Here is a 23,085-nt window from a genome sequence, read left to right as displayed (position 1 = left end):
CCTTATTTAAAAATTATGTTTCGTTATTTATTATTGGTCCTTGTATTTGTTACAGTAAAAATACAATCTCAAAATCAGTATAAATCTGCTGAAGGACATTATAGTTTGTCGGGTTTTGAAATTGCTTCAGGAATTTATCTTATCAAAAACAAACAATTTTTCTACTATGCTACTTTTGGAGCTGTTGATTTAAAAGTTTACGGAAGTTATAAAATTAACAACAATGGAGATTTAACTCTGTATCCAGATAAGGAACTTTTAAAGGAGTTTTATATTTATGGTTCAAAAGACGTTGCTCCAGATAATACTATAAAAATATCTTACTATAAACCTTACGATCGTAAAGCTGAGAAAATATCAATAATATCGGATAAAGAAACATTACCATTTCCTGAGTTTACGTCAAATAAAAGGGAGGTTTCTCTTACTTTTAAAAGACCCGTGAGTAATGAAATCAAAATTTCTATTGATACCTCAAAAAGCACAAATTCTTTTCTATTACCTAAAAATGTAAACGAATTAAAAATACTACATAATTATTATGCACAAATGACCAAAAAAATGGCAAAAAGTGCATTTAAAGTAAAAGAAGATTATTTGATTGATGACAAGTTAAAGAAACATAAAAGAAAAGATATTAACTCAAAAACTATTGAAAAAGTTCTTTCATTTATTGGTAAAAAACAACAGAATAGAAGCTTTGTAAAAAGAGGAAAAACATTCGAAATAATAGATAATTAGCATATGAATAAACTCGTATTCCGCGTTATACTACCAATAAGTATCATTTTATTTGGAACCATATCTCAATGGAGATATGGGTTAGTCCTTGACGGAACATATGAGTTTTTCGTTGGTTTTCCTTTTATACAACAATGCCGTGGTTTTCATACATCGCTATCTACTCAATATTTTGTAATGGAGATGCTTTTAAATTTCCTTGCCTACTTTTTTATTACCCTTGTTTTCTGTCTATTCATTCGTAAATTTTATAGGATTGAAATTTCTAAGAAGATATCAAATAGTTTTTGGATAGGTTTCGGAGTATTTCTATTATTTTTTATGTATTTATCACTAGAAATGCAAGATCATTTTCTGATAAAACGTAATTTTAAAGTTAAAATTACCAATACCGGTATCTCTTTATTTAATACCCATCCGGATAGAACGACTCAACAAATTAAGATATTAGAAAATGAGCAGCAATAAAATAGAGCCAAGAATAATACAATTGTCAGAAAAAAAACTTGTAGGACAAAAAGTTAACATGAGTTTGGTTAATAATAAAACTCACCAACTATGGAGTCAATTTTCACCCGAAATCAAAGAAATTCAAAATCGTATTTCTGAAGACATGATATCTATGCAAGTTTACCCACCTTTATACTACCAAAATTTCAATCCATCAAATGAATTCGAAAAATGGGCTACTGTAGAGGTTCATAATTTCAATACCGTACCTCAAAACATGAATACTTTTGTGTTGAAAGAAGGAATCTACGCGGTATTTGATTATAAAGGTTTGAGCTCAGATACATCTATATTCCAATATATTTTTTCTGAATGGATTCCAAATTCTCCTTACGTTGTTGATAATCGGCCTCACTTTGAAGTACTAGGAGAAAAATACAAAAATAATCATCCTGATTCTGAGGAAGAGATTTGGATTCCGATAAAGAAGAAAAAAAGTAATGTGTTATAAGTTTCAGACTAATTCTAATTACCCTGTTTACCTGTATTCATGTTAGCCATTAATGGATGGCTTATTACTGAATATACTATTCATAATTCAAACTATTACTTTAAACTTATTCCTGAATTTCATGGTAGCTGTAAAAGAGAATCCCAGTATTTAAAACTAAGTCTAAAATAATATCATTCAAAAAATAAAATCTTAGCAAACAATGTATAAAATAGAAATAGTTCGGAAGAAGGACTATGCAGAACTCATAAAAGTATGGGAAGCCTCAGTAAGGGCGACACATGATTTCTTAAAAGAAGAAGATATCGAATACTTTAAACCGTTAATTTTAAACACTTATTTCGATGCAGTGGAACTTAATTGTATAAAAAACAGCAGCAATAAAATAATTGGTTTCAGTGGAGTAGCTGAACAAAGTTTAGAAATGCTTTTTGTTCGACCAGATTATATTGGAAAGGGAGTTGGAAAAACCTTACTTCAAAACACTATAACAACATTAAATATTGACAAGGTAGATGTTAATGAACAAAATCAACAAGCCTTGAATTTTTATTTAAACCAACGTTTTGAGATTATAAATCGCTCGGAATTGGATGCTACCGGAAAGCCATACCCAATACTTCATATGAAACTTAAAAAAACTACTACAAAATGATAAAAACATCTACTACAAAAGAATCCGGTTACCTAAAAATTGGTAATCATCAAATTTATTACGAAACTTATGGAAAAGGTGAACCTTTGCTGTTATTGCATGGTTATACACAATCTTCAATTGCATGGCATAGTTATGTTGACGAATACCTAGATAAGTACAAAGTTTATTTAGTAGACTTAAGAGGTCATGGTAAATCAAGTACATTGACAGAAAAATTCTCTGTAAAATCTGCATCTGAAGATGTTCTGAAATTACTAGAACACCTTAATATTAAAAAAATAAAAGGAATTGGATTAAGCTTTGGTGGTGATGTACTTCTCCAGTTAAGCTGTCTAAAACCTGAACTAATTAAATCAATGGTAATTATAGGTGCTAATGGTGATTGGAACAGTCAAGATTTCCCTAACATGTTGAACACTTTCAATTATGAAAATGTCGAAAAATTTCAATGGATATACGATTACCATAATGGTGGAGATGAACAGATTAAAAAAATCTTGGATGAACTTGCCAATTATAAAATTAAATTAACAAAGAGCGAAATAACAGCTATTAAAACAAAAACACTCCTTGTGCTTGGTGATAAGGCCGAACAAATATCAATTGAGTCTGTAACAACACTTCATAAGAACTTAAAAGACTCTCAACTTTGGGTAGTACCAAACACAGGACACTATGCTCATGATGGTGATAATAGAACTGAATTTCTTAGATTGTCTAAAAATTTTCTTTCATCATAATAAGTTTAACTATACCCTCTTCACCTGCTATTCTACTACATTTATAACCAATAAAATGTAGTAGGTTTGAATATAAATACAGAAGCTAAAAATAATCACTTCATAAGTACTTCATCATATTTTGACAGGAAGTAATGCCATATCTTTGCAGTGTAATTAATAAATGTTTCCCCTCAAATTTAATTACGAAAAGGTTATCGTAAATTAATCATCCCATTACAAACTTTCCCCAAAAAGTATATTACACACAACGATAACCTTTTTTTATTTCCCTTTTTTTAAGGGGAGAAGTTGGCTCCTTCGGGAGCTTTCTTATTTTTTTTCCACTTTTTTTTATTTTTTTTCATTTTTTATGTGACCTATCAAAAATTTGTGTGTCATATAAGTAATTTAAGTAATAAAGCTGGGGGGCTTTTATATTTAAGGTTAAATTAAGAGGAGCTTTTTATAAGCTCCTTTTTTTGCACATAAATATTTAACCTTATTTCTTTAAAACATTGTATTTATTACTTTTACAACTATGAGTAGACTTCAAGATATACTAGCAATTAGTAAAAATGCAAAAGCCAAACTTTTTAAAAAAGGAACAATATTACAAAAGCCAGGAAAATTAAAACCTTATGCATATTTTGTTTCCAAAGGGTTATTACGAAGCTATATCATTGACAGCAAAGGAAAAGAGCATATATACATGTTTGCTCCTGAAGAATGGATTATTGGAGATCTAGAAGCCATGGAATACAATCAACCCATTGAATTATATATTGATTGTTTGGAGGATACTGAAGTAATTATTTTTGATAAAGATTGTTTTTTCGAATATCAGTTATCAAAAGAGCAAATAATTAATAATGCCCAACTTCTATATCGTAGAATAGGCAGATTACAACGTAGAGTTTTAATGCTTATGGGCACTCCCGCTATAGATAGGTATAAATATTTTTTAAAAACCTACCCTGAACTCCAAAACAGAGTACCTCAACATATGATTGCCTCATTTTTAGGAATCGCACCGCAAACATTGAGTACTTTAAAAGGAAAAATAATACGTTCAAAAGATTAAACGAGAACGTTAACTTATCTTTAATCAAACAATTCGCTCAAACTTTCTTCATATAGATGAATGCATAATACTACGGAGTTTTTGAATTTTGAAAGGAATACAGAAACTAATAAGATATTATGAGCAAACCAAAAATAGCAGATCGAAAACCGATTAAGGTTACACTAGAAAAAGGAGAAGAACAATATTGGTGTGCATGTGGGTTGAGTAAAAATCAGCCTTATTGTGATGGTTCGCATAGAACAACTGATATTACTCCTAAAAAAATTATAGCTGAAGAAACAGGAGATGCCTATCTATGCATGTGTAAACATAGTAAAAACCCACCTTATTGTGATGGAACTCACGCCACATTAAAAGAAGAAGAGTCTACCATTAACAACTCTCCTACTCCAGGATCAACTAAGGAAGAGCCTACACTTGCCTATATCAAAGCTCTAGCTAAAGATGGCTTGACAAAAGTTGGTCATCATGGAGAAATGGGTGCTATGGGAGTTCCTATTCCTGAATTACCCCAATGGAAAGATATTCAAATATTAGCAGCTCAAATGGCGACCAAGCCTCTTATGGAAGATGTTGAAGTTAAAACAGAATTAATCATTGGGCCAAACGCTGAAAAGCCTCTAAAATTAGATATCCCTTTATTTGTATCCGATATGAGCTATGGAGCGCTTTCTGAAGAAGCGAAAATATCGTTAGCTAAAGGAGCTGAGCTTGCCGGAACGGGTATTTGTTCTGGTGAAGGAGGGATGCTTAGAGAAGAACAAGAAGCTAACTCAAAATATTTTTATGAATTGGCTTCAGCTAAGTTTGGTTTTGACTGGGATAAACTAAAAAAAGTACAAGCTTTTCATTTTAAAGGAGGTCAAGGAGCCAAAACAGGAACTGGAGGTCATTTATCTGGAAATAAAGTTATTGGTAAAATAGCTCAAGTACGAAATTTAAAGGAAGGAACACCAGCTGTTTCACCACCAACATTTGACGATTTAAGTACTACTGAAGATTATAAAAACTTTGCAGATAAAGTAAGAGAAATTACTGGAGGAATTCCCATTGGATTTAAACTTTCAGCAAATCATATTGAAGAAGATATCCAATTCGCTTTAGATGCAAGTGCAGATTATATTATACTCGATGGTCGTGGAGGTGGAACTGGAGCTGCTCCTTTGATTTTCAGAAACAATATTTCAGTTCCAACAATTCCTGCCCTTGCAAGAGCAAGACATTATCTTGATAAAGTAAATCGTAAAGATGTTACTTTAATTATTACAGGAGGTATACGAATTCCTGACGATTTTATAAAAGCATTGGCCTTAGGTGCCGATGGAATAGCTCTATCAAATTCAGCACTACAATCTATTGGTTGTGTTGCTGCACGTATGTGTAATACAAATAACTGCCCTGCTGGTATTGCTACTCAAAAACCAGAGTTGAGAAAATTGTTAAATATTGACAAATCAGCGAATCAGCTATTCAATTTTTTTACCGCTTCTGTCGAACTGATGAAAGTTATGGCAAGGGCCTGCGGGCATAATGATTTTAACAAGTTTAATGCAAAAGACATAACCACTTGGAAAAAAGATATGGCTGAACTGGCCAATATCCGATATGCGGGAAGTATTCAATAATTATACTCTTTTCTCTTTCATTTAAACTCTGAGTTTTTCTTTTGAAAAGCTCAGAGTTTTTTTTGAATATTACCAATCTTAAAACGTCAACTTAATTGGTTAAAACAAGTTTATTTCTTGAGAAAAAACGAGTAACACAGCAACCCTAACCCCAGAATCACTGTGTTACTTCGGATAAACTTAGAGGGGATCTTAGAAATTATCAGCATTTCTTTTTAAAAGTCTTCGCCCTTCTTGCATATTATTAGCTCTATGATGTTCAAAACAATCATTACCTCCAGGACCATTGTTAATGTCAGTACAGTCCCATTTATTTGGAATCTCTACATAAACCCCATGGTTTCTTCCCGCTACTTTTAGCCCTTCATAAAGATCTTCTAATTCATAATCTACAAACCTGCTAAAAACCTGTGTTTGATAATAAATAGGAAATCCCATTTCCGCATGAGGTAATAACCATTCTTGATAAATTTCTTTCTCTACATTGTCATAAAGACTATGCTGCCCAAGAATTCCCTTTACTCCTAGTATTCGTCTTGCTGCTGCGAAAAGCTCACTAGTTCTCTCCTCATCTGTTGGACTGTTATTTCCATCAATTTTATAAGGATTCAGCGCAACAAGTGTTCTAGTTTTCTTCCAGTTATTGTTATGAATTCGTAACATTCTCTTATAGGCTTCAATATCTCTATCAGGTGTAAAACCAGCTGCATACATCACATCTTTATTATTAGAAGAAACCTCTGGTCTACCCAACCTATTCCACATTACCTCTCCATGAAATGTCATAATTCCGTTGGCCTGAACCCCTGCCACCATTGGGTTGTCATCATATCTTTCAGCCAAAGTTCTCATTAAACGATTGTAGTTATTAAGAAAAGGAGCTTCCCAAAACTTAGGTAATTTAAAATTATCTGTATCTCTTCTAAAATCCCATAATACATATCCCACTTCTTCTTTCAACCATTCAGGGCTCCATACCCCACAATTCATTCGAATAATATACTTATAATCAGGATTAACCTGTTGTATATGTTCTAGTGCATCATCTATAATAGAAAAGTCATAATTTCCTCTAGTTGGTTCTAGATCTGACCAGCGAATTTGATGAATTGAAATATCCAAATTATCAACAGGTGTATTATAAAAAGTTCTTTTAGAATCTATATAGCCCCTAGATTGACTAACACCTCTTAAGGCGATACCAGAGGGTACTGGCTTTAACCCACTTGAACATAACCTTCCTCCTTTAATATTATCTCGCTCATGTAATTCGCTGTTTACAGTATGAACAACGGTAATATTTCTGTCTTCATTAAAAAAAGTTTTCCTTATTTCGAATACACCTTGATTATTATCATTTACGTCCCATATCGTAATTGAACATTCAATATCAGCCAAGTGATTTCCTGAAACACTAAACCATGTGCTTCCATTTTTTAGTTCTCCATGATTTCTAATAGTAAAACAATTCTGATTTTTAGTTTGAGCCTTTCCGTGTGTTGACAGTTCTGGTGTATCCAACTGTGACACATGACTATCAGAACATGATAAAAACAGGAAAACAACAACTAAACTAAGGTTAGTGATTTTTTTCATAATTAAATTAAATTCTTATTAAAATATTGTTTGATTTAATTAAGAGGACAGGGCATTTATTTCCCTCTTACGGTTGAATTATTTCTTACTATAAAAGCTTCAATAATAATTCACTCAAATACTTTTGAATACTTTACCATAGTGCTATTAAAATAGCCCTTTGATTTTATAGGTTATAACCTTTATAGTTATTTAACCCATTATATTCCTTGTATTTAACATCCAGTAGGTAGTTGTATTTCAATAGAAATCTGGCATTCACTAATTCCATAAGAAAATAATATTCTTAGTATGCAATCCTTTAATATGGCTTTTCTAGTCAGGCAATTTATCTTAAGAATTTAGTACCAAATAATTCTTCTCTTTACAAAATCTACCTTGTTTTATCAAGTTACTTGTTGCTTTCAATTAACTTAATTGCCTTTTCAGCAAATCGCTCTCCCATAACTACATAACCATTGACCGACATATGAATATTGTCTTTAATTTCATTTCCTTTTCTATTCCGTCCTGTGTTAAGATCATCTGTATTAACCCAATCAAATCGTGGATTAGATTCTGCCACCTTCACTTGAACTTCTCTAATCATTTTCCAATGAGCCCATTTCTTTTTCTTGAGACCAAAATCACTTATTCTTCCAATAACAAAATTGATGTCTGCTCTATTTAAGTCTTTGCTTAACTGTTTGTATAGACCTAGAAGGCTTTGTTCATAAACCTCTCCATGATTTTTTCTTGCATCTCTCTCTCCTTGCATCCAAACAAAAGTTACTGATGCTATTTTCTTTTTGTCAATGGCCTTTTTAACACGTATCATTAAGGAATCATACAAGTACGGCTCCGCTTTTGGATCATTCCCTTTAGCAGGTTTCCAATCTCTATACCATCTCCTAATAGGTTGTGCTCCTTTAGCATATTTTACAGTTATTATATTTTTAGCACCAAACTTCTTTTTAAGTACAGGAATAAATGATTCCTTTGGTTTTAAAAGTTGCATATTTGATTGCCCAGAAAGAATAAATAGATGCTTTCCTTCTTTTTTTGAAGAAAAAAATGAAATAGCAATAACTAGTAAGAAACTAGAAACAATATATATAGTTTTCATTGATGAATATATTTATTTCCAATTTGAGAGTATAGCGAAGCCCAACCTAGAATTTATAAGTGCTGTAAACACGCTTACAATATTAAGTAAGTTATCCAAATGAAGTTTTCTGATATGTAACAAGATGTTAATCTAATGTAACAAAGACTTATTTCATCAGGTAAACGGAGTTATTAAAGAAGCAGAAGTATAAAATATGTTAAAATAGAACCTAACGTTTCAAAATAGTCTTCAAGAAATTCATCCTTATTCACATTCCTACAATTAAACCCCTAACCAACTATTAAATTCAGCTGTTTTGTTTTGACTGGTTTTTAAAACGACATCGGAATTGATCACATTTATGGCAAGTATATTTTTGTTGTATCTACTTAATTTATCTATATAATTTCTATTTAAAATTTCACTTCTGTTGATTTTGAAGAAAATATTGGGATTAAGCATTTCTTCCACTAATTTAAGTGAAGATTGAGAAAGTATATGTCTTTTGTTTTTATTATCAATAGCAACAACAATACCATGATCTGCTTGGAAATATACAACTTCTTCTATTTTTAAAAAATATGTATACTGACTAGCTTTAATTGCTATTTTATCTTGGTAAGTAGTTTTTACGGTACTTATTTTATTAGTAAAGTATTTTTCTAACTTTTCCAAAACACTTTTTTCTTCTTCATTTCCAAAAGAATTTTTCAGTCCAACATATTTACCCATTGCTTTTTCAAAACGTTCAAAAGAATACGGTTTTAATAAGTACTCTATACCGCTGGTTTCAAATGCATTCATCCAAAAATCATTATAGGCAGTTACAAATATAATTGGCGCTTTTATATTCAGATGTTTGTATGCTTCAAAAACATTTCCATCTCTAAGTTCAATATCCGAAAACACCAAATCTATTTCTTGGTATTCTTCAAAATATTCTATCACCTCCTCTACCGATTCAAATTCACTAACAATCTGAATTTCCTCATGGTAATTACTAATGTATTTCTTTAGCTTTCTTTTGGCAGGAAGTTCGTCTTCAACTATTATCGCTTTTATCATTTTTCAACCTTATTTTTAAGAAATTCAATGTTGTCTTTCTTCGTTTAAGTAAGGAAGCACAACCTCAAACTTTTCTTCTAAATCGTTTATTTGAATACCACTTACTCCTAACAATTCATATTGTTTCGATAAATTAATTAATGCTACTCCATTCCCTTTCTTACCATTTTTAAAGGGAATTTTATTATTTACAACCTTAATTCCTTTATCATCTTGTATTTTAATATAAATTGGTTTTCTGGAAGTTCCATTATTATGAGTAATTGCGTTTTCTATTAAAACTTGTAAACAGAAAGGTGGTACCCGACTTTCCTTTTCATTTAATTTCTCGTCTATTTCCAAAAAATAATATCCTTCATATTTTTCCTCCATTAGTTTAAAATACCCTTCTGCAAACAGTAATTCTTCTTCTAAGGTTACCAATTCTTTATCGGCACTATGAAGACTATAACGATAAAGTTCTGAAAAACGATTTAGAAAAATTGATGCTCTTTCAGAATCTTCCTCTATTAATTGATCAAGAATATTTAAATTATTGAATAAGAAATGAGGGTTCAGTTGTGACTTAAGTTGACTTATCTCACTCTTAACCTTTTCTATTTTATAACCAGATGCTTGTTTTTGATACTTGATACTTTCTTTGTAATACAAATAAGCAAGTGAAAGTCCTCCGAACATGATAAAATCTATTAACGAATTGGTTGTGCGATAAAACTCCCTGAACAAGGTGGAATAATTTCTGTGGAAAGTTCCAAAGGTTAACGAAATTGCCAAAGAAAACGCACTACTAATTACCAAATACAAAAGTGTTCCAACACTCAAAAAAATAACATAGTTTACTAATAAAGAACTTTTAGAAGTTATTCTCTTATTAATATTTCGTTTGATAACTCCCACAAACCAAAAAATGAAAACAGCTCTCAAGAAAAACCAAAATGGGGCATCAGGAAAAAACCGGAAATCTTCCCATGATGTAGAGTTTCTTAATTCTCCATGAATAATTACAACCCAGCTAAACAGGAAGAGAAACAAAAAAAACGGGACATTATCCTTAAAAAAATTAGGCTTGGTTTTCATATGTAAAACAAATATATCAATTCCGTAATGAAATATGCTAAGACCTTTCATTATGTGTTTACCAGAAAATAAAATAGTTTCTAAGTTTATAGATTAGTTTTTTTTTTACCCTTAATAATGAGGTATTACAAAGTGTCCTTTTTATTTCTGGAGACTAGACTTAATAAGTATCTTTTCAAGTATTATTCTGCTATTAAATAAAAACCTGCGATATCACTATAAAAGCTCTATCGCAGATTTTCAACAATTCACTTTACTTTTAGATATATATTCAACTATTTTTTTTGTGGCCACGAATCTGTAACATTTCCTTTATCATCATATGCTTCAAGTTTTAATTTATTATCTGCGTCTACAATAAATTTCGCTTTTACCTTTCCATCTTTGTCAAAAAGAAACAATCCGTTTTGTTTTCCTGCTGTTTGTCCTAACATAACTCTAGGAGCTCCTCCAATCATCCCTTTTTCCCTGTATTCATTGAATTTAGCTCTCCTTATTTTTTTGTCTTTAATGCTATTCAATTCTTTCATAATAGAAGTAGTCGTTGCATGTGACTCATTATCTCCTCTATCATTAAAAACCAGTCTTCCCGCTTTGTATCTTTCTCCTTTATACTTTTCATCTGTAGTAATCAATTGCATTACTTGGTCTCCGTCATATTGATCAAAAGTTAACGATAGTCCTGAGCTGTGTCCATTTTCTTTTTTCTTACCATCAAAAATAAATCCTCCACATTCTAAACCTTCTTCATTAAAGAATAACATACCCGCTCTTTTCTTTCTTTTATGATATACTTCTTGGTTAATTTTGTCTCCTTCGCTAGGAAAATTCGCCGCATTAGTAATTAGCATTTTTACTGTTCCATCATCCTCAATCACATTTATTCTTTTTACATCAATTGTGTCAAATCGTGTATTCCTCTTACTTTTAAAAGCAACTGTTGTTACGATACCTATTGCCGCTGTTATACTTACTGCAAATGTTCTTAAAAATATAAGTTCTCTAGTTGTGCTCATCTTTACTTTGTTTTTGTTGATAATTCAAAAGTATAGCGAAGCCAAAAGATATTAAATGAGAATTTGATAAACTCAGGAAAAATTAGAAGGAACTAAGGAAATTTTTAATTTATGTTTTTCTAAGATTAAAATAAGAATCAAGTAAGTATAAAACATTACAGATAACTTTGATTTAATACTTGTTTTAAATAACAAAACCTGCAAAGAAGTCTATTAAAACTTCAATACAGGTTTATAATTCCTCTTTTATTTAAATTATCCCATTTATCTCCCCTATTTTTGGGATTTTGGCCATGTATCTGTTACATTTCCTTTTTCATCATAAGCTTCAAGTTTTACTCGATTCTCTTTATCCACGATAAACCTTGCCCTCATATTACCATTTTTATCCATTAGAAATAAACCATTACTTTTCTCTATTGATTGTCCTAACATTACTCTCGGAACCCCTCCAAGCATTCCTTTTTCTTTATACTCCTTGTATTTAGCTCTCCACGACTTCTTATCTTTAATACTAGCTAACTCATTCATTATTTTGTCGGTTGTTGAATGAGATTCATTATCGCCTCTATCATTAAAAACCAGCATACCAGACTTATACCTTTTCCCATCAATTTCGCGGTCTGAAGTACGAAGTTGCATTACCTGATCACCGTCATATTGATCAAAAGTTAACGATAATCCTGAGCTGTGTCCATTTTCTTTTTTCTTACCATCAAAAATAAATCCTCCACATTCTAAACCGTCTTCATTAAAGAATAACATACCCGCTCTTTTCTTTCTTTTATGATATACTTTTTGATTGATTTTATCTCCTTCACCAGGAAAATTCTCCGCATTAGTAATTAGCATTTTTACTGTTCCATCATCTTCAATCACATTAATTCTTTTTACATCGATAGTGTCAAATTTTGTGTTCCTCTTACTTTTGAAAGCAACTGTTGTTACGATACCTATTGCCGCTGTAATACTTACTGCAAATGTTCTTAAAAATATAAGTTCTCTAGTTGTGTTCATCTTTACTTTGTTTTTATTGATAGTTCAAAAGTATAGCGAAGCCAAAAGGTATTAAATGGGAGGTTGATGAACTCAGGAAAAATTAGAAAGAATTAAGGAAATTATCAATTTCAGAAAAACAATTATTTAGTAGAATATTATGAACAACTTCTTTTATGAGAAAACTCAGCATTTTTATTAAATAATCACCTCAACAAATACATACAAAAAAAGCAACCTTAAAGGTTGCTAATATCATGTATGATTTTAAAATGTATTTTTAAGCATACCACTGACATACCCATAAATTGTATACATTATCAAAAATACATTTAGAAATTCTTGGGCAAGTTTTCCTACACTGAGACCACGTTTGAGAATACACTCCTCCTTCTATCGATTTTTGTTCCTCTTTGCTTAATGTTTGAACATCTTTTAATTTTAAAATTGACTTTAACATAATAGTAGTTTAAATATTTGGTTATCTGATAAATATAAAGACTCTCTTTAATGACTCAAAAAACGATCTATAAACAACTTCTATATACATATAAAAAAAGCCATCGAAACTATCGATGGCTTTTACAATTACGAAATTTCGTTATTAATATAATCTACGAAGAGCGGTTCTATCATTATTATTGAACTCTCCATTTACTCCTGAATGGAAACATGCCAACATAATTGAAGTTGAATCATATCCAGTAGGTGTACCTGCAACATGATTAGCTCCTACACCAGCAGATCCTTCATTTGAATTTTGCCCACAACTTTGACGGCTAAACCAGTCTGTGTGTCTAAATCCGATTGCATGACCTATTTCATGAGTAATTACATGCTCATTAACATTTGTTGAATAATTACCTAAACCGTAGATTTGAATCCACTTGTAAGGACGACCACCACTCGGGAAACCAGCTTGTCCACCAGAACCACCATTATTTGGATTATGGTAAACTACCATATCTTTTGATTGATAGTTGGTACCAAAAGTTAAAGTAAACCTAATAGTTAACCCTAAGCTGTTGTAGTTATTTACTGCCATTTGTAATCCACTACGCTCTTTATTAGAAAGACCATATCCACCACCACCGGTATAACCAATGATAGAAATATTTCTTCCTTGAGAAACTAGATTGTTTGTAGAATACTGACGTCCATCTTGAGACTCTGCAAGTGTTAAAATTTCTTGCTCAGTCATTGCAATATCTTCCTCAACGAATAAACGCTCCTCAGACGTTCCATCAGGAAAATAGAAAGTGTCATAACGTAGATGATTTACGTTTAGTTCTAGTTTTGCCGCGGCATCCACAATTTTCTGTGGTACAGGCTTCGACCAAGGCGCTTCAACTGCTTGTTCAACAGTATTCGACTCATTAACTTGTTCGTTCTCACTAGAACATGAGGCAAGGAGAATCCCTGCCATTAAGCCCAAGGATAGGGCTAGTTTAGCTTTGCTCATAATATTAGCTTTAATTATTAGAATGGGTTTTAATTGTGCCAAATCTACATAATTAAATAGTAAAAATTGAATATTCCTCAAATTTAACCACCAAAAAAGCCTTAATTAAACAAAAAAGATGTTTCCATTTAAAAATATTCACAATTTGTTAAATTTTACTTAACAAAACACAAATAAAGTATTAAAAAAATAGATTTACTGGAAATGCCCTACAAATTTAACATTAAAAATACATCAAACAACATTTATAAAAATAAAAAAAGAGCTACCTCTTTTATTGAGGTAACCCTTTTATTTATCAAGTATTTTCTTATCTATATAATAGTACTTTGTCCCATGTGAATATTTTGGAAATTCATATCACTATCCTCTTGATTATTAATATAATCAGCGATAAAATCTCCTACTTTACTTGTTGAGAATGGCTTTTCTGAGTTTATATCTTCCGTAGTTATTCCCAATTCTAAAGACTTCTGAACAGCTCTATCGATAGCTCCGGCCTCTTCATGTAAACCAAGATGTTCTAACAACATGGCTGCTGATAATATAGATGCTAATGGGTTTGCGATATCTTTTCCTTTTGCCTGCGGGAAAGATCCATGAATTGGTTCAAATAAAGCATTTTCTTTACCTACAGATGCAGAAGCCAATAAACCAATTGAACCTCCAATAACACTAGCTTCATCAGATATAATATCTCCAAATAAATTCTCTGTTAGTATTACATCAAATTGTTTTGGATTTAATATTAATTGCATTGCTGCATTATCCACAAATAAATAATCTAACGTAACATCAGGATATTGTGAAGCTAAAGCAGCTACAGTTTTTCTCCATAACCTTGAAGTTTCAAGTACGTTAGCCTTATCTACTAATGTTAATTTCTTACGTCTCGCTTGAGCCGATTGAAAAGCTAAATGAGCAATCCTTTCAATTTCTTCTACTGAATAAGAACAACCATCAAACGCTACTTTACCGTCGTCACTTAATTCTTTAATTCCAAAATAAATTCCTCCAGTTAACTCTCTATAAATACTAATATCAGTTCCTTTGATACGATCTTCCTTCAAGGGAGAATTATGAATTAATGTATCATAAGCTTTTACTGGTCTTACGTTACAAAACAGTCCTAATTCCTTTCTTAATTTTAATAAACCTTGTTCTGGGCGAACTTTTGCTGTAGGGTCATTATCATATTTCGGATCACCAATAGCTCCGAACAAAACAGCATCAGATTCTTTACATAACTTTACCGTTTCGTCTGGCAAAGGGGTACCAGTTTCATCAATCGCGCATGCCCCCATTAATGCTTCTTTGAACAAAAATGTGTGATCAAAAACGTCAGCGATAGCATTTAATGCCTTTTTCGCCTGTGCTGTCACTTCTGGACCTATTCCATCTCCAGGTATTACAGTAATATTTACTTTCATTTATTTTTTTTTAGCAGGTGTATAATTAACTCGGAATAACTTCCTTCGAGTTTTTCTTTTCAAAAGCCTCTATAGCTTCTCTTTTACTTACAAGAAAATCGATATCATCGTATCCATTTAATAAGCAAACCTTTTTGTAAGGATCTATTTCAAATTGAGCTTTTCCTACTGCAGTTTTTAATGTCTGCTCTTCTAAGTCTACGATAATTCTTGTTGTTGGATCTATTGTGGCAATATCCATTAATTTAGCCAAAAACTCTTTCGATACCTGAATCGGTAAAATTCCATTGTTTAAGGCATTTCCTTTAAATATATCTGCAAAGAAGCTACTAACTACCACTTTAAAGCCATATCCACTTAAAGCCCAAGCAGCGTGCTCCCTACTCGATCCACAACCAAAATTATCTCCAGCAATTAAAATACTTCCTTTGTACATCGGATTATTTAATACAAAATCGGTATTTAAATCACCATCTTTATGATATCTCCAATCTCTAAAAACATTGTCTCCAAAACCTTTTTTATCGGTGGCTTTTAAAAAACGAGCTGGAATAATTTGATCCGTATCAATATTTTCTATCGGTAATGGAATTCCCGTATCCACTAATTTAACAAACTTTTCCATCTAATTTAAATGTTTTGTGAAATTTACAATTTTTCCTTCCACCGCCGTGGCTGCCGCCATTAATGGGCTTGCCAAAATAGTTCTTGCTCCTTGCCCCTGACGTCCTTCAAAGTTTCTATTTGATGTTGACACACAATATTCTCCTTCAGGAATTTTATCATCATTCATTGCCAAACAAGCAGAACATCCTGGCTGACGTAATTTAAAACCTGCATCTTCAAAAATTTCTTGAAGTCCTTCTTCCCTTATTTGTTTTGCTACTTGTTGAGAACCTGGAACTAACCATGCATTTACGTTTGACGCTCTTTGTTTACCTTTTATATAATCGGCAGCAACTCTAAAATCTTCAATTCGAGAATTCGTACAACTACCAATAAACACATAATTTACAGGAGTATTTATCAAACTCTTTCCTTTCGTAAAATTCATATAAGCTAAAGCCTTATCAAAAGAAGCATCGTTTTCTTCAGGAATTACATCTGAAATTTTAAGCCCCATACCCGGATTGGTTCCATAAGTAAGCATTGGCTCAATGTCTTCTGCATCAAAATTATATTCTTTATCGAAAACAGCATCTTCATCTGTTTTTAAAGATTTCCAATAGGCAACTTTAGCATCGTACTCATCCCCCTTGGGAGCAAACTCTCTTCCTTTTACGTATTCAAAAGTGGTTTCATCGGGTGCAATCATACCTCCTCTAGCTCCCATTTCGATACTCATATTACAAACAGTCATGCGACCTTCCATAGACATTTCTTCAAAAACATTTCCTGCATATTCGCAAAAATATCCCGTTCCTGAATTGGTCCCTAACTTTGCAATAACGTATAAAATAACATCTTTTGGTAGTACGCCTTTTTTCAATTTTCCATTTACGTTTACACGTAAACTCTTTGGTTTTTCCAATAACAAGCATTGACTCGCAAATACTTGAGCCACTTGACTAGTTCCTATTCCAAAAGCAATTGTTCCAAATGCTCCATGAGTTGAAGTATGACTATCACCACAAACCATGGTCATTCCCGGTTGTGTTATTCCAAGCTCTGGTGCCATTACATGAACAATACCGTTGTACTTATGACCTAGACCGTAAAGTGTAATATTGTTTTTTTCACAGTTTTTTGTTAACTGCTCTAATTGATTTCGTGAAAGCTCATCTTTCACAGGTAAATGTTGATCTACTGTTGGTGTATTATGATCTGCTGTAGCAACAATTTGATTCGGACGTGCAATTGGAATGTTTCTATCTTCCAATTCATTAAACGCCTGAGGGCTTGTTACTTCATGAATTAAATGTTTGTCAATGTACAAAATCTGGGGTCCGTTTGGTATTGTTTCTACCACGTGCGCATCCCATACCTTATCAAATAATGTTTTTCCCATTAAGCGATTGCTATTTTTGAAATCTTATTAACTTGCTTCATTATTAGATGAATATCTTCATCAATTACTTCTTTTTGTTTATCTGCAAAATTCAGAAAAGTTTTATAGGCAGTATCTAACTGTACTTTAGTTAATTCGTAACCAATTTTCTTTGCTCTATATGCCAAAGCTGCTCTTCCACTTCTTGCTGTTAAAACAATAGCACTCTCTGTAACACCAACATCTGCAGGATCTATAATTTCGTAAGTTTCACGATTCTTGATTACTCCATCTTGATGAATTCCTGAACTGTGTGCAAATGCATTCGCTCCAACAATAGCCTTATTAGGCTGAACAAACATTCCCATTTTTTCTCTAACCATTAAACTCGTATCGTATAATAATTTAGAGTTAATGTTAGTATCTAAATTTAAATATGGGTGTTGTCTTAAAATCATTACAACCTCTTCTAATGCCGTATTTCCTGCACGCTCTCCAATACCGTTAATGGTACACTCTATCTGTCGAGCTCCATTTATAACTCCTGCTATCGAATTTGCCGTAGCCAATCCTAGATCGTTATGGCAGTGGCATGAAATAGTTACATTATCAATTCCTTCCACATTATCTTTTAAGTACTTGATTTTCGCCCCATATTCATCTGGTAAACAGTATCCAGTAGTATCAGGAATGTTTAACACTGTTGCTCCAGATTTAATAACTTCCTCACATACTTTTGCTAAAAAAGCATTGTCAGTTCTCCCAGCATCTTCCGCAAAGAACTCAACGTCATCTACGAAATTACGAGCATAAGCTACAGCTTCTTTTGCACGGAAAATCACTTCCTCTTTAGAAATATTAAATTTGTGTTTAATGTGAGACTCACTAGTACCTATTCCAGTATGAATTCTTGGCTTTTTCGCTATTTTCAAAGCTTCTCCCGCAACTTCTATATCTTTCTTAACCGCTCTTGTTAAACCACAAACAGATGCGTTTTTAACAATCTTTGCTATTTCATTTACTGAGGTAAAGTCTCCCGGACTAGATATTGGAAAACCAGCTTCAATCACATCAACTCCTAAATTGTCTAATCGCTCAGCAATGATCAACTTTTGCTGGGTGTCTAATTTACAACCTGGAACCTGTTCTCCATCTCTTAGTGTCGTATCAAAAATTTGGACTTTATCACTTGACATATTCTAAAACTTTTGTCTGATTATAAAATCAAATGTATATATTGGATTTTCTAATTAACATCTTTTTAAAAAGCTGTTTACGAAACTTAATTAACAAAAAACTAACTTAAAAGACTGTAAATCAGTTAATTATGAAGAAAACAATTACATCAACCAACCAACAAACTGATTCGCTTTTTATCTTGATAAAATCGTTGTCAAAGTCTGAAAAAAGGCAATTTAATCTTTACATCGGAAGGCTTGGTGGGAATGTTGATGCTAAATTTTTTGCTTTGTTCAAATTGCTGGAGAAACAAAAAATTTACGATGAAAAAGCCATCATAAAAAGTGGTATTGTAAGTAAGCAACAGCTGTCGAATTTAAAAGCTCATTTATACAAGCAGATATTGACAAGTCTACGCTTAAATCCAGTTCATAAAAACATAAGAATTCAAATTAGAGAGCAATTGGATTTTGCCACTGTTTTGTATTTAAAAGGCCTTTACAAACAAAGCTTAAAACTACTTGATAAAGCGAAAAATATGGCTTTAGATAGTGAAGAAAAGAATATGGCTTACGAAATTGTTGAGTTCGAAAAACTAATTGAAAGTCAATACATAACAAGAAGTATTAATACCAGAGCCGATGAATTAACCATCCAAGCGAAAAACTTGAGTCAACAAAATGTGATCACAAGTAAACTCTCTAACTTGTCACTTCAACTATATGGTATCTTATTAAAGACCGGTTATGTGAGAAACGATGAAGAACTTCAAAAAGTAAATGATTACTTTGAAGCACGACTTCCAAAATATGACTTTAAACAACTCGGTTTTAGAGAAAAACTTTGGCTATACAAAGCAAACCTATGGCATAGTTTTTTAACACAAGATTTTTTACAGAGTTACAAATACGCGAATAAATGGATTAACCTATTTAAAGAAGATCCGAAGAATATAAGCTTACATCCTGTATTTTATTTAAAAGGGATAAATTACTTACTTGAAAGTCTGTTTTTCATCAATCATTATTCTAAGTTTCAACAAGAATTTGCGTTGTTTGAAGAAGGAATCGATAACAACAGCATTCCTAAAAATAGTAATACTGAAATTTTGATGTTTCAATATTATTATGCAAATAAACTCCATTTACATTTTTTAGAAGGAAGTTTTAGCGAAGGAGAATACCTAGTAGAAATTATTAATAAGAAAATAGAGGAATATCGTAACCTACTTGATAACCATCACATTGTTGTTCTTTATTACAAGATTGCATGTTTATACTTTGGAATGGGAAAAAATTCTGAGTGTATTTTCTACTTAAACAAAATTATTAATTCTAAAAATTTACATGTAGCTGAAGACCTTCAATGCTTTGCGAGGGTTTTAAACCTAATTGCTCATTACGAATCAGGACTAGATTACCACTTAGAAGTTCAGTTTAAGGACACCTATCGCTTTCTTCTGAAAATGGAAAACCTTCAAGAGGTACAAAAAGAGTTTATATCATCTATAAAAGCATTGGGTGATGTTTACCCTCATCAAATAAAAAATGAGTTCAAAAAAATATATGATCGTTTAAAGGTTTTTGAAAATCACCCATACGAAAAAAGAGCTTTTCTATACCTTGATATACTATCTTGGCTTGAAAGTAAAATAGCTAATAAAACGGTTTCGCAAATAATTCAAGAAAAATTCAAAAAATCTACCAAATAATTAAAAAAGCATTTATATCTTTGACACCATGATAATTAATGAAAGACATATCCTAGATATAACAAACACTTCTACAGGAGTGTCTTTCGTTGGCACAATTATTATTACTACTGGTATTACCCTTTAGGGGGTTTCGTTCATACATATAATTTCCGTACTATTTATTTTTCCAAAAGATTTGGAAACAGATAAATAACCACAAATATTCTTTAATCAATTATTTTTTATAACCTTTTAAAATGAAAGTTTTAAAATTCGGAGGCTCATCAGTAGCAAATAGTCAAAATATAAGCAAAGTAGTTCAAATTGTTAGTAACACAGCTGCCAATACCAAAGTTGCTGTAGTAGTATCAGCTTTTGGTAAAACTACAAACAAGCTTATTGCTTCGGCAAATTATGCTGCAGAAAACCAACCAAATTATTTAGATCTTTTTAATGAAGTAAAAGATCATCATTTTCAAGTAATCAACGACTTGATAAATAGCAACCAAAAAGAAACTGTTGAAACTAGAGTTGAAAACCTATTTGAACAATTAAAAACCTTATTAGAAGGCTGTTTTCTACTGAAAGAAATTACGCCGAAAACAATGGCTGCAATTAGCGGCTTTGGTGAATTACTTTCTTCTTTTATTATTTCTGAAGTTGCCAAACAAAATTTGAATACTACTTATAAAGATAGTAGAGAGATTATTTTAGCCTCTAATGTATTTGATAAAGCACAAGTTAACTTTAAAGTAACTAATAAAAACTGTCAAGATTTCTTTAAAGATAATGGTCATCAAGTTACCCTATTGCCTGGTTTTATTGCTAAAACTGAAACTGGTTTTTCTACAACTTTAGGTAGAGGTGGTTCAGATTACACGGCTGCTATTTATGCAGCTGCTTTAAACGCTGAAGAACTTCAAATTTGGACGGATGTTAGTGGAATGTTTACTGCGAACCCAAGTGTAGTAAAACAAGCCTTCGCTATACCACAAATTTCATATCAGGAAGCGATGGAATTATCACACTTTGGAGCTAAAGTTATCTACCCACCAACGATTCAGCCTGTTTTGGAAAAAGAGATTCCAATTGTTATTAAAAACACCTTTGATCCTGAAAATGTTGGTACCTTAATCACAAAAGAATCTGGAAATACAAAACCAGTAAAAGGTATTAGCCATATTGAAAACATTACATTACTAACTTTAGAAGGAAGTGGCATGGTTGGTGTTTCCGGCACTTCAAAGAGGCTGTTTGAAACATTATCTAATCAAGACGTTAATGTAGTTTTAATTACCCAAGCTTCGTCTGAGCATTCTATTTGTGTAGGTATTTATGATGAAGATGCTGAAAAAGCAGCAAATGCCGTAAATAAAGCCTTCGAAATAGAAATTGAACGTCGCAAGCTCAATCCTGTAACCGTTGAACAAGGGTTAGCCATTATTGCTTTAGTTGGAGATAATATGAAAAACCATCAGGGTTTAAGTGGACAAATGTTTAGTTCTTTAGGCAAAAACAATGTAAATATTAGAGCCATTGCCCAAGGAGCATCTCAAAAGAATATTTCTGCTGTGATTGACAGTAACGATGCAAAGAAAGCGTTGAACACTCTCCATGAGCAATTTTTCGAAGAAAAAATAAAACAACTTAACCTGTTTGTTACTGGTGTTGGTAATGTAGGAGAACGATTTTTAGCTCAAGTGCATCAACAAAATGAGTATTTACGCGAGCATTTAAAAATGAGTATTCGAGTTGTAGGGCTTGCAAACTCAAGAAAAATGGTATTCAACACGGATGGTCTCGATCTTAATAATTGGAAAGAACTCTTGGAAAATGGAGAGCAAGCTTCTATTCAACAGTTTTTCGAACGTAGTAAAGATTTTAACTTAAGAAACTCAGTATTCGTTGATAATACAGCAAATCAGTCGGTTTCTGAAATCTATGAAAACTATTTACGTAATAATATTGCTGTAGTTACCTGTAACAAAATAGCATGTGCTTCAAATCTTGAGAATTATAAAAACTTAAAAAGAATTTCAAGAAAATACAATGCTCCATTTTTATTTGAAACAAACGTAGGTGCTGGTTTACCAATTATCGACACACTTAAAAACTTAGTTGCTTCAGGAGATCGCGTTCAAAAAATACAAGCTGTATTGTCTGGTAGTTTAAATTTTGTTTTTAACAACTTTAATGCCTCTTCAAGCTTTCACAATGTTGTTAAAGAAGCACAAAATCAAGGTTATACTGAGCCAGATCCTACAATTGATTTAAGTGGTATTGATGTTGCTCGAAAGATTTTGATTTTAGCACGTGAAAGTGGTTATGAACTTGAGTTATCAGATATTGAAAATAGCTCTTTCTTACCAAAAGAATCTTTAGAAACTAACAATAACGACGATTTCTACAAGAGTTTAACAAATAACGAAGCTCATTTTCAGGAATTATTCCAGAAAGCATCGGAAGAAAATAGTCGTTTAAAATATGTAGCTGAATTCTCTGAAGGTAAGGCCAAAGTAGGATTACAACATATTCCTACTGATCATCCTTTTTATAATTTAGAAGGTAGTGATAATATTGTTCTTTTTTATACAGACAGATACCCTGTACAACCTTTACAAATCAAAGGAGCTGGTGCAGGATCTGATGTTACGGCCTCTGGAATTTTTGCAGATGTAATTAGAACTGGTAATAACTAATATTTAA

21 protein-coding genes are annotated in these 23,085 nt (G+C 32.0%); 9 read left to right on the top strand and 12 right to left on the bottom strand.

Annotation, left to right across the window (positions count from 1 at the left end; all coding sequences use genetic code 11):
• The first annotated feature begins 15 nt into the window (after positions 1-15).
• The 7 genes from ACKTTV_RS15190 to ACKTTV_RS15160 all read left to right on the top strand — a co-directional run bounded on the left by ACKTTV_RS15190 (position 16) and on the right by ACKTTV_RS15160 (position 5,791).
• Positions 16-741: a hypothetical protein gene (locus ACKTTV_RS15190; RefSeq protein ID WP_408031712.1), complete on the top strand. Its 726-nt coding sequence runs from the start codon at positions 16-18 to the stop codon at positions 739-741.
• 3 nt (positions 742-744) lie between these two features.
• Entirely contained in the window at positions 745-1,209 is a 465-nt protein-coding gene (locus ACKTTV_RS15185; RefSeq protein WP_408031711.1) for a hypothetical protein, read from the top strand.
• Positions 1,196-1,702 (top strand): GyrI-like domain-containing protein, encoded by a 507-nt coding sequence (locus ACKTTV_RS15180; RefSeq protein ID WP_408031710.1) that lies wholly within the window; start codon positions 1,196-1,198, stop codon positions 1,700-1,702. The genes ACKTTV_RS15185 and ACKTTV_RS15180 overlap by 14 nt, the downstream gene beginning before the upstream one ends.
• Positions 1,703-1,904: 202 nt before the next feature.
• Positions 1,905-2,357 carry a GNAT family N-acetyltransferase gene (locus ACKTTV_RS15175; RefSeq protein WP_408031709.1) on the top strand — a complete coding sequence of 151 codons (453 nt, stop codon included), beginning with the start codon at positions 1,905-1,907 and terminating at the stop codon, positions 2,355-2,357.
• On the top strand, positions 2,354-3,100 hold the full coding sequence (locus ACKTTV_RS15170) for an alpha/beta fold hydrolase (RefSeq protein ID WP_408031708.1): 747 nt from the start codon (positions 2,354-2,356) through the stop codon (positions 3,098-3,100). The genes ACKTTV_RS15175 and ACKTTV_RS15170 overlap by 4 nt, the downstream gene beginning before the upstream one ends.
• A 520-nt stretch (positions 3,101-3,620) precedes the next feature.
• Entirely contained in the window at positions 3,621-4,163 is a 543-nt protein-coding gene (locus ACKTTV_RS15165; RefSeq protein WP_408031707.1) for a Crp/Fnr family transcriptional regulator, read from the top strand.
• 119 nt (positions 4,164-4,282) lie between these two features.
• A complete protein-coding gene (locus tag ACKTTV_RS15160; protein WP_408031706.1) occupies positions 4,283-5,791 on the top strand; it encodes a glutamate synthase-related protein in 1,509 nt (502 codons plus the stop codon).
• Between the two features lie 192 nt (positions 5,792-5,983).
• Here ACKTTV_RS15160 and ACKTTV_RS15155 read toward each other — a convergent pair whose 3' ends face one another.
• From ACKTTV_RS15155 to ACKTTV_RS15100, 12 genes are all read right to left on the bottom strand, one after another.
• The gene (locus tag ACKTTV_RS15155) at positions 5,984-7,387 is read right to left on the bottom strand and encodes a beta-galactosidase (RefSeq protein WP_408031705.1); all 1,404 of its coding nucleotides are present in this window, start codon (positions 7,385-7,387) and stop codon (positions 5,984-5,986) included.
• Positions 7,388-7,778: 391 nt separating this feature from the next.
• Positions 7,779-8,492, bottom strand: coding sequence for a sialate O-acetylesterase (locus ACKTTV_RS15150; RefSeq protein ID WP_408031704.1), 714 nt, complete (start codon positions 8,490-8,492; stop codon positions 7,779-7,781).
• 264 nt (positions 8,493-8,756) lie between these two features.
• Entirely contained in the window at positions 8,757-9,539 is a 783-nt protein-coding gene (locus ACKTTV_RS15145; protein ID WP_408031703.1) for a LytR/AlgR family response regulator transcription factor, read from the bottom strand.
• 24 nt (positions 9,540-9,563) lie between these two features.
• Positions 9,564-10,616 carry a sensor histidine kinase gene (locus ACKTTV_RS15140; RefSeq protein ID WP_408031702.1) on the bottom strand — a complete coding sequence of 351 codons (1,053 nt, stop codon included), beginning with the start codon at positions 10,614-10,616 and terminating at the stop codon, positions 9,564-9,566.
• Between the two features lie 275 nt (positions 10,617-10,891).
• A complete protein-coding gene (locus tag ACKTTV_RS15135; protein WP_408031701.1) occupies positions 10,892-11,632 on the bottom strand; it encodes a hypothetical protein in 741 nt (246 codons plus the stop codon).
• A 273-nt stretch (positions 11,633-11,905) separates the two neighbouring features.
• On the bottom strand, positions 11,906-12,649 hold the full coding sequence (locus tag ACKTTV_RS15130; RefSeq protein ID WP_408031700.1) for a hypothetical protein: 744 nt from the start codon (positions 12,647-12,649) through the stop codon (positions 11,906-11,908).
• A gap of 259 nt (positions 12,650-12,908) precedes the next feature.
• Positions 12,909-13,088 (bottom strand): hypothetical protein, encoded by a 180-nt coding sequence (locus ACKTTV_RS15125; protein ID WP_408031699.1) that lies wholly within the window; start codon positions 13,086-13,088, stop codon positions 12,909-12,911.
• 144 nt (positions 13,089-13,232) lie between these two features.
• Positions 13,233-14,090, bottom strand: a complete 858-nt coding sequence (locus ACKTTV_RS15120) for a M57 family metalloprotease (protein WP_408031698.1) — start codon at positions 14,088-14,090, stop codon at positions 13,233-13,235.
• A 314-nt stretch (positions 14,091-14,404) separates the two neighbouring features.
• Entirely contained in the window at positions 14,405-15,520 is a 1,116-nt protein-coding gene (gene leuB, locus ACKTTV_RS15115) for a 3-isopropylmalate dehydrogenase (RefSeq protein ID WP_408031697.1), read from the bottom strand.
• A gap of 25 nt (positions 15,521-15,545) precedes the next feature.
• A complete protein-coding gene (gene leuD / locus ACKTTV_RS15110) occupies positions 15,546-16,145 on the bottom strand; it encodes a 3-isopropylmalate dehydratase small subunit (protein ID WP_408031696.1) in 600 nt (199 codons plus the stop codon).
• Complete coding sequence (gene leuC, locus ACKTTV_RS15105; RefSeq protein ID WP_408031695.1) at positions 16,146-17,528, bottom strand: 3-isopropylmalate dehydratase large subunit; 1,383 nt, start codon at positions 17,526-17,528, stop codon at positions 16,146-16,148.
• The gene (locus ACKTTV_RS15100; RefSeq protein WP_408031694.1) at positions 17,528-18,703 is read right to left on the bottom strand and encodes a 2-isopropylmalate synthase; all 1,176 of its coding nucleotides are present in this window, start codon (positions 18,701-18,703) and stop codon (positions 17,528-17,530) included. The genes leuC and ACKTTV_RS15100 overlap by 1 nt, the downstream gene beginning before the upstream one ends.
• Before the next feature lie 131 nt (positions 18,704-18,834).
• Between ACKTTV_RS15100 and ACKTTV_RS15095 the strand changes: the two genes are divergently transcribed.
• Both ACKTTV_RS15095 and thrA read left to right on the top strand, forming a co-directional pair.
• On the top strand, positions 18,835-20,397 hold the full coding sequence (locus ACKTTV_RS15095; RefSeq protein ID WP_408031693.1) for a hypothetical protein: 1,563 nt from the start codon (positions 18,835-18,837) through the stop codon (positions 20,395-20,397).
• A 239-nt stretch (positions 20,398-20,636) separates the two neighbouring features.
• The gene (thrA, locus tag ACKTTV_RS15090; RefSeq protein ID WP_408031692.1) at positions 20,637-23,078 is read left to right on the top strand and encodes a bifunctional aspartate kinase/homoserine dehydrogenase I; all 2,442 of its coding nucleotides are present in this window, start codon (positions 20,637-20,639) and stop codon (positions 23,076-23,078) included.
• Positions 23,079-23,085 lie beyond the last annotated feature (7 nt).

Origin of the sequence: Tenacibaculum xiamenense (assembly GCF_964513065.1) — a bacterium.
In the GTDB taxonomy this organism is placed as follows: domain Bacteria; phylum Bacteroidota; class Bacteroidia; order Flavobacteriales; family Flavobacteriaceae; genus Polaribacter; species Polaribacter xiamenense.
Note: the sequence above shows the minus strand (reverse complement) of the source record. Positions and strands in the feature narration are given on the sequence as shown.

Bases quoted from the DNA above. Each gene is read 5' to 3' on its own strand.
- ACKTTV_RS15135 (WP_408031701.1), bottom strand. From the start codon at position 11,632: ATGAGCACAACTAGAGAACTTATATTTTTAAGAACATTTGCAGTAAGT.
- ACKTTV_RS15150 (WP_408031704.1), bottom strand. From the start codon at position 8,492: ATGAAAACTATATATATTGTTTCTAGTTTCTTACTAGTTATTGCTATT.
- leuD (WP_408031696.1), bottom strand. From the start codon at position 16,145: ATGGAAAAGTTTGTTAAATTAGTGGATACGGGAATTCCATTACCGATA.
- ACKTTV_RS15145 (WP_408031703.1), bottom strand. From the start codon at position 9,539: ATGATAAAAGCGATAATAGTTGAAGACGAACTTCCTGCCAAAAGAAAG.
- ACKTTV_RS15095 (WP_408031693.1), top strand. From the start codon at position 18,835: ATGAAGAAAACAATTACATCAACCAACCAACAAACTGATTCGCTTTTT.
- leuB (WP_408031697.1), bottom strand. From the start codon at position 15,520: ATGAAAGTAAATATTACTGTAATACCTGGAGATGGAATAGGTCCAGAA.
- ACKTTV_RS15140 (WP_408031702.1), bottom strand. From the start codon at position 10,616: ATGAAAACCAAGCCTAATTTTTTTAAGGATAATGTCCCGTTTTTTTTG.
- ACKTTV_RS15160 (WP_408031706.1), top strand. From the start codon at position 4,283: ATGAGCAAACCAAAAATAGCAGATCGAAAACCGATTAAGGTTACACTA.
- thrA (WP_408031692.1), top strand. From the start codon at position 20,637: ATGAAAGTTTTAAAATTCGGAGGCTCATCAGTAGCAAATAGTCAAAAT.
- ACKTTV_RS15120 (WP_408031698.1), bottom strand. From the start codon at position 14,090: ATGAGCAAAGCTAAACTAGCCCTATCCTTGGGCTTAATGGCAGGGATT.
- ACKTTV_RS15165 (WP_408031707.1), top strand. From the start codon at position 3,621: ATGAGTAGACTTCAAGATATACTAGCAATTAGTAAAAATGCAAAAGCC.
- ACKTTV_RS15185 (WP_408031711.1), top strand. From the start codon at position 745: ATGAATAAACTCGTATTCCGCGTTATACTACCAATAAGTATCATTTTA.
- ACKTTV_RS15100 (WP_408031694.1), bottom strand. From the start codon at position 18,703: ATGTCAAGTGATAAAGTCCAAATTTTTGATACGACACTAAGAGATGGA.
- ACKTTV_RS15130 (WP_408031700.1), bottom strand. From the start codon at position 12,649: ATGAACACAACTAGAGAACTTATATTTTTAAGAACATTTGCAGTAAGT.
- ACKTTV_RS15180 (WP_408031710.1), top strand. From the start codon at position 1,196: ATGAGCAGCAATAAAATAGAGCCAAGAATAATACAATTGTCAGAAAAA.
- ACKTTV_RS15125 (WP_408031699.1), bottom strand. From the start codon at position 13,088: ATGTTAAAGTCAATTTTAAAATTAAAAGATGTTCAAACATTAAGCAAA.
- ACKTTV_RS15190 (WP_408031712.1), top strand. From the start codon at position 16: ATGTTTCGTTATTTATTATTGGTCCTTGTATTTGTTACAGTAAAAATA.
- ACKTTV_RS15175 (WP_408031709.1), top strand. From the start codon at position 1,905: ATGTATAAAATAGAAATAGTTCGGAAGAAGGACTATGCAGAACTCATA.
- ACKTTV_RS15170 (WP_408031708.1), top strand. From the start codon at position 2,354: ATGATAAAAACATCTACTACAAAAGAATCCGGTTACCTAAAAATTGGT.
- ACKTTV_RS15155 (WP_408031705.1), bottom strand. From the start codon at position 7,387: ATGAAAAAAATCACTAACCTTAGTTTAGTTGTTGTTTTCCTGTTTTTA.
- leuC (WP_408031695.1), bottom strand. From the start codon at position 17,528: ATGGGAAAAACATTATTTGATAAGGTATGGGATGCGCACGTGGTAGAA.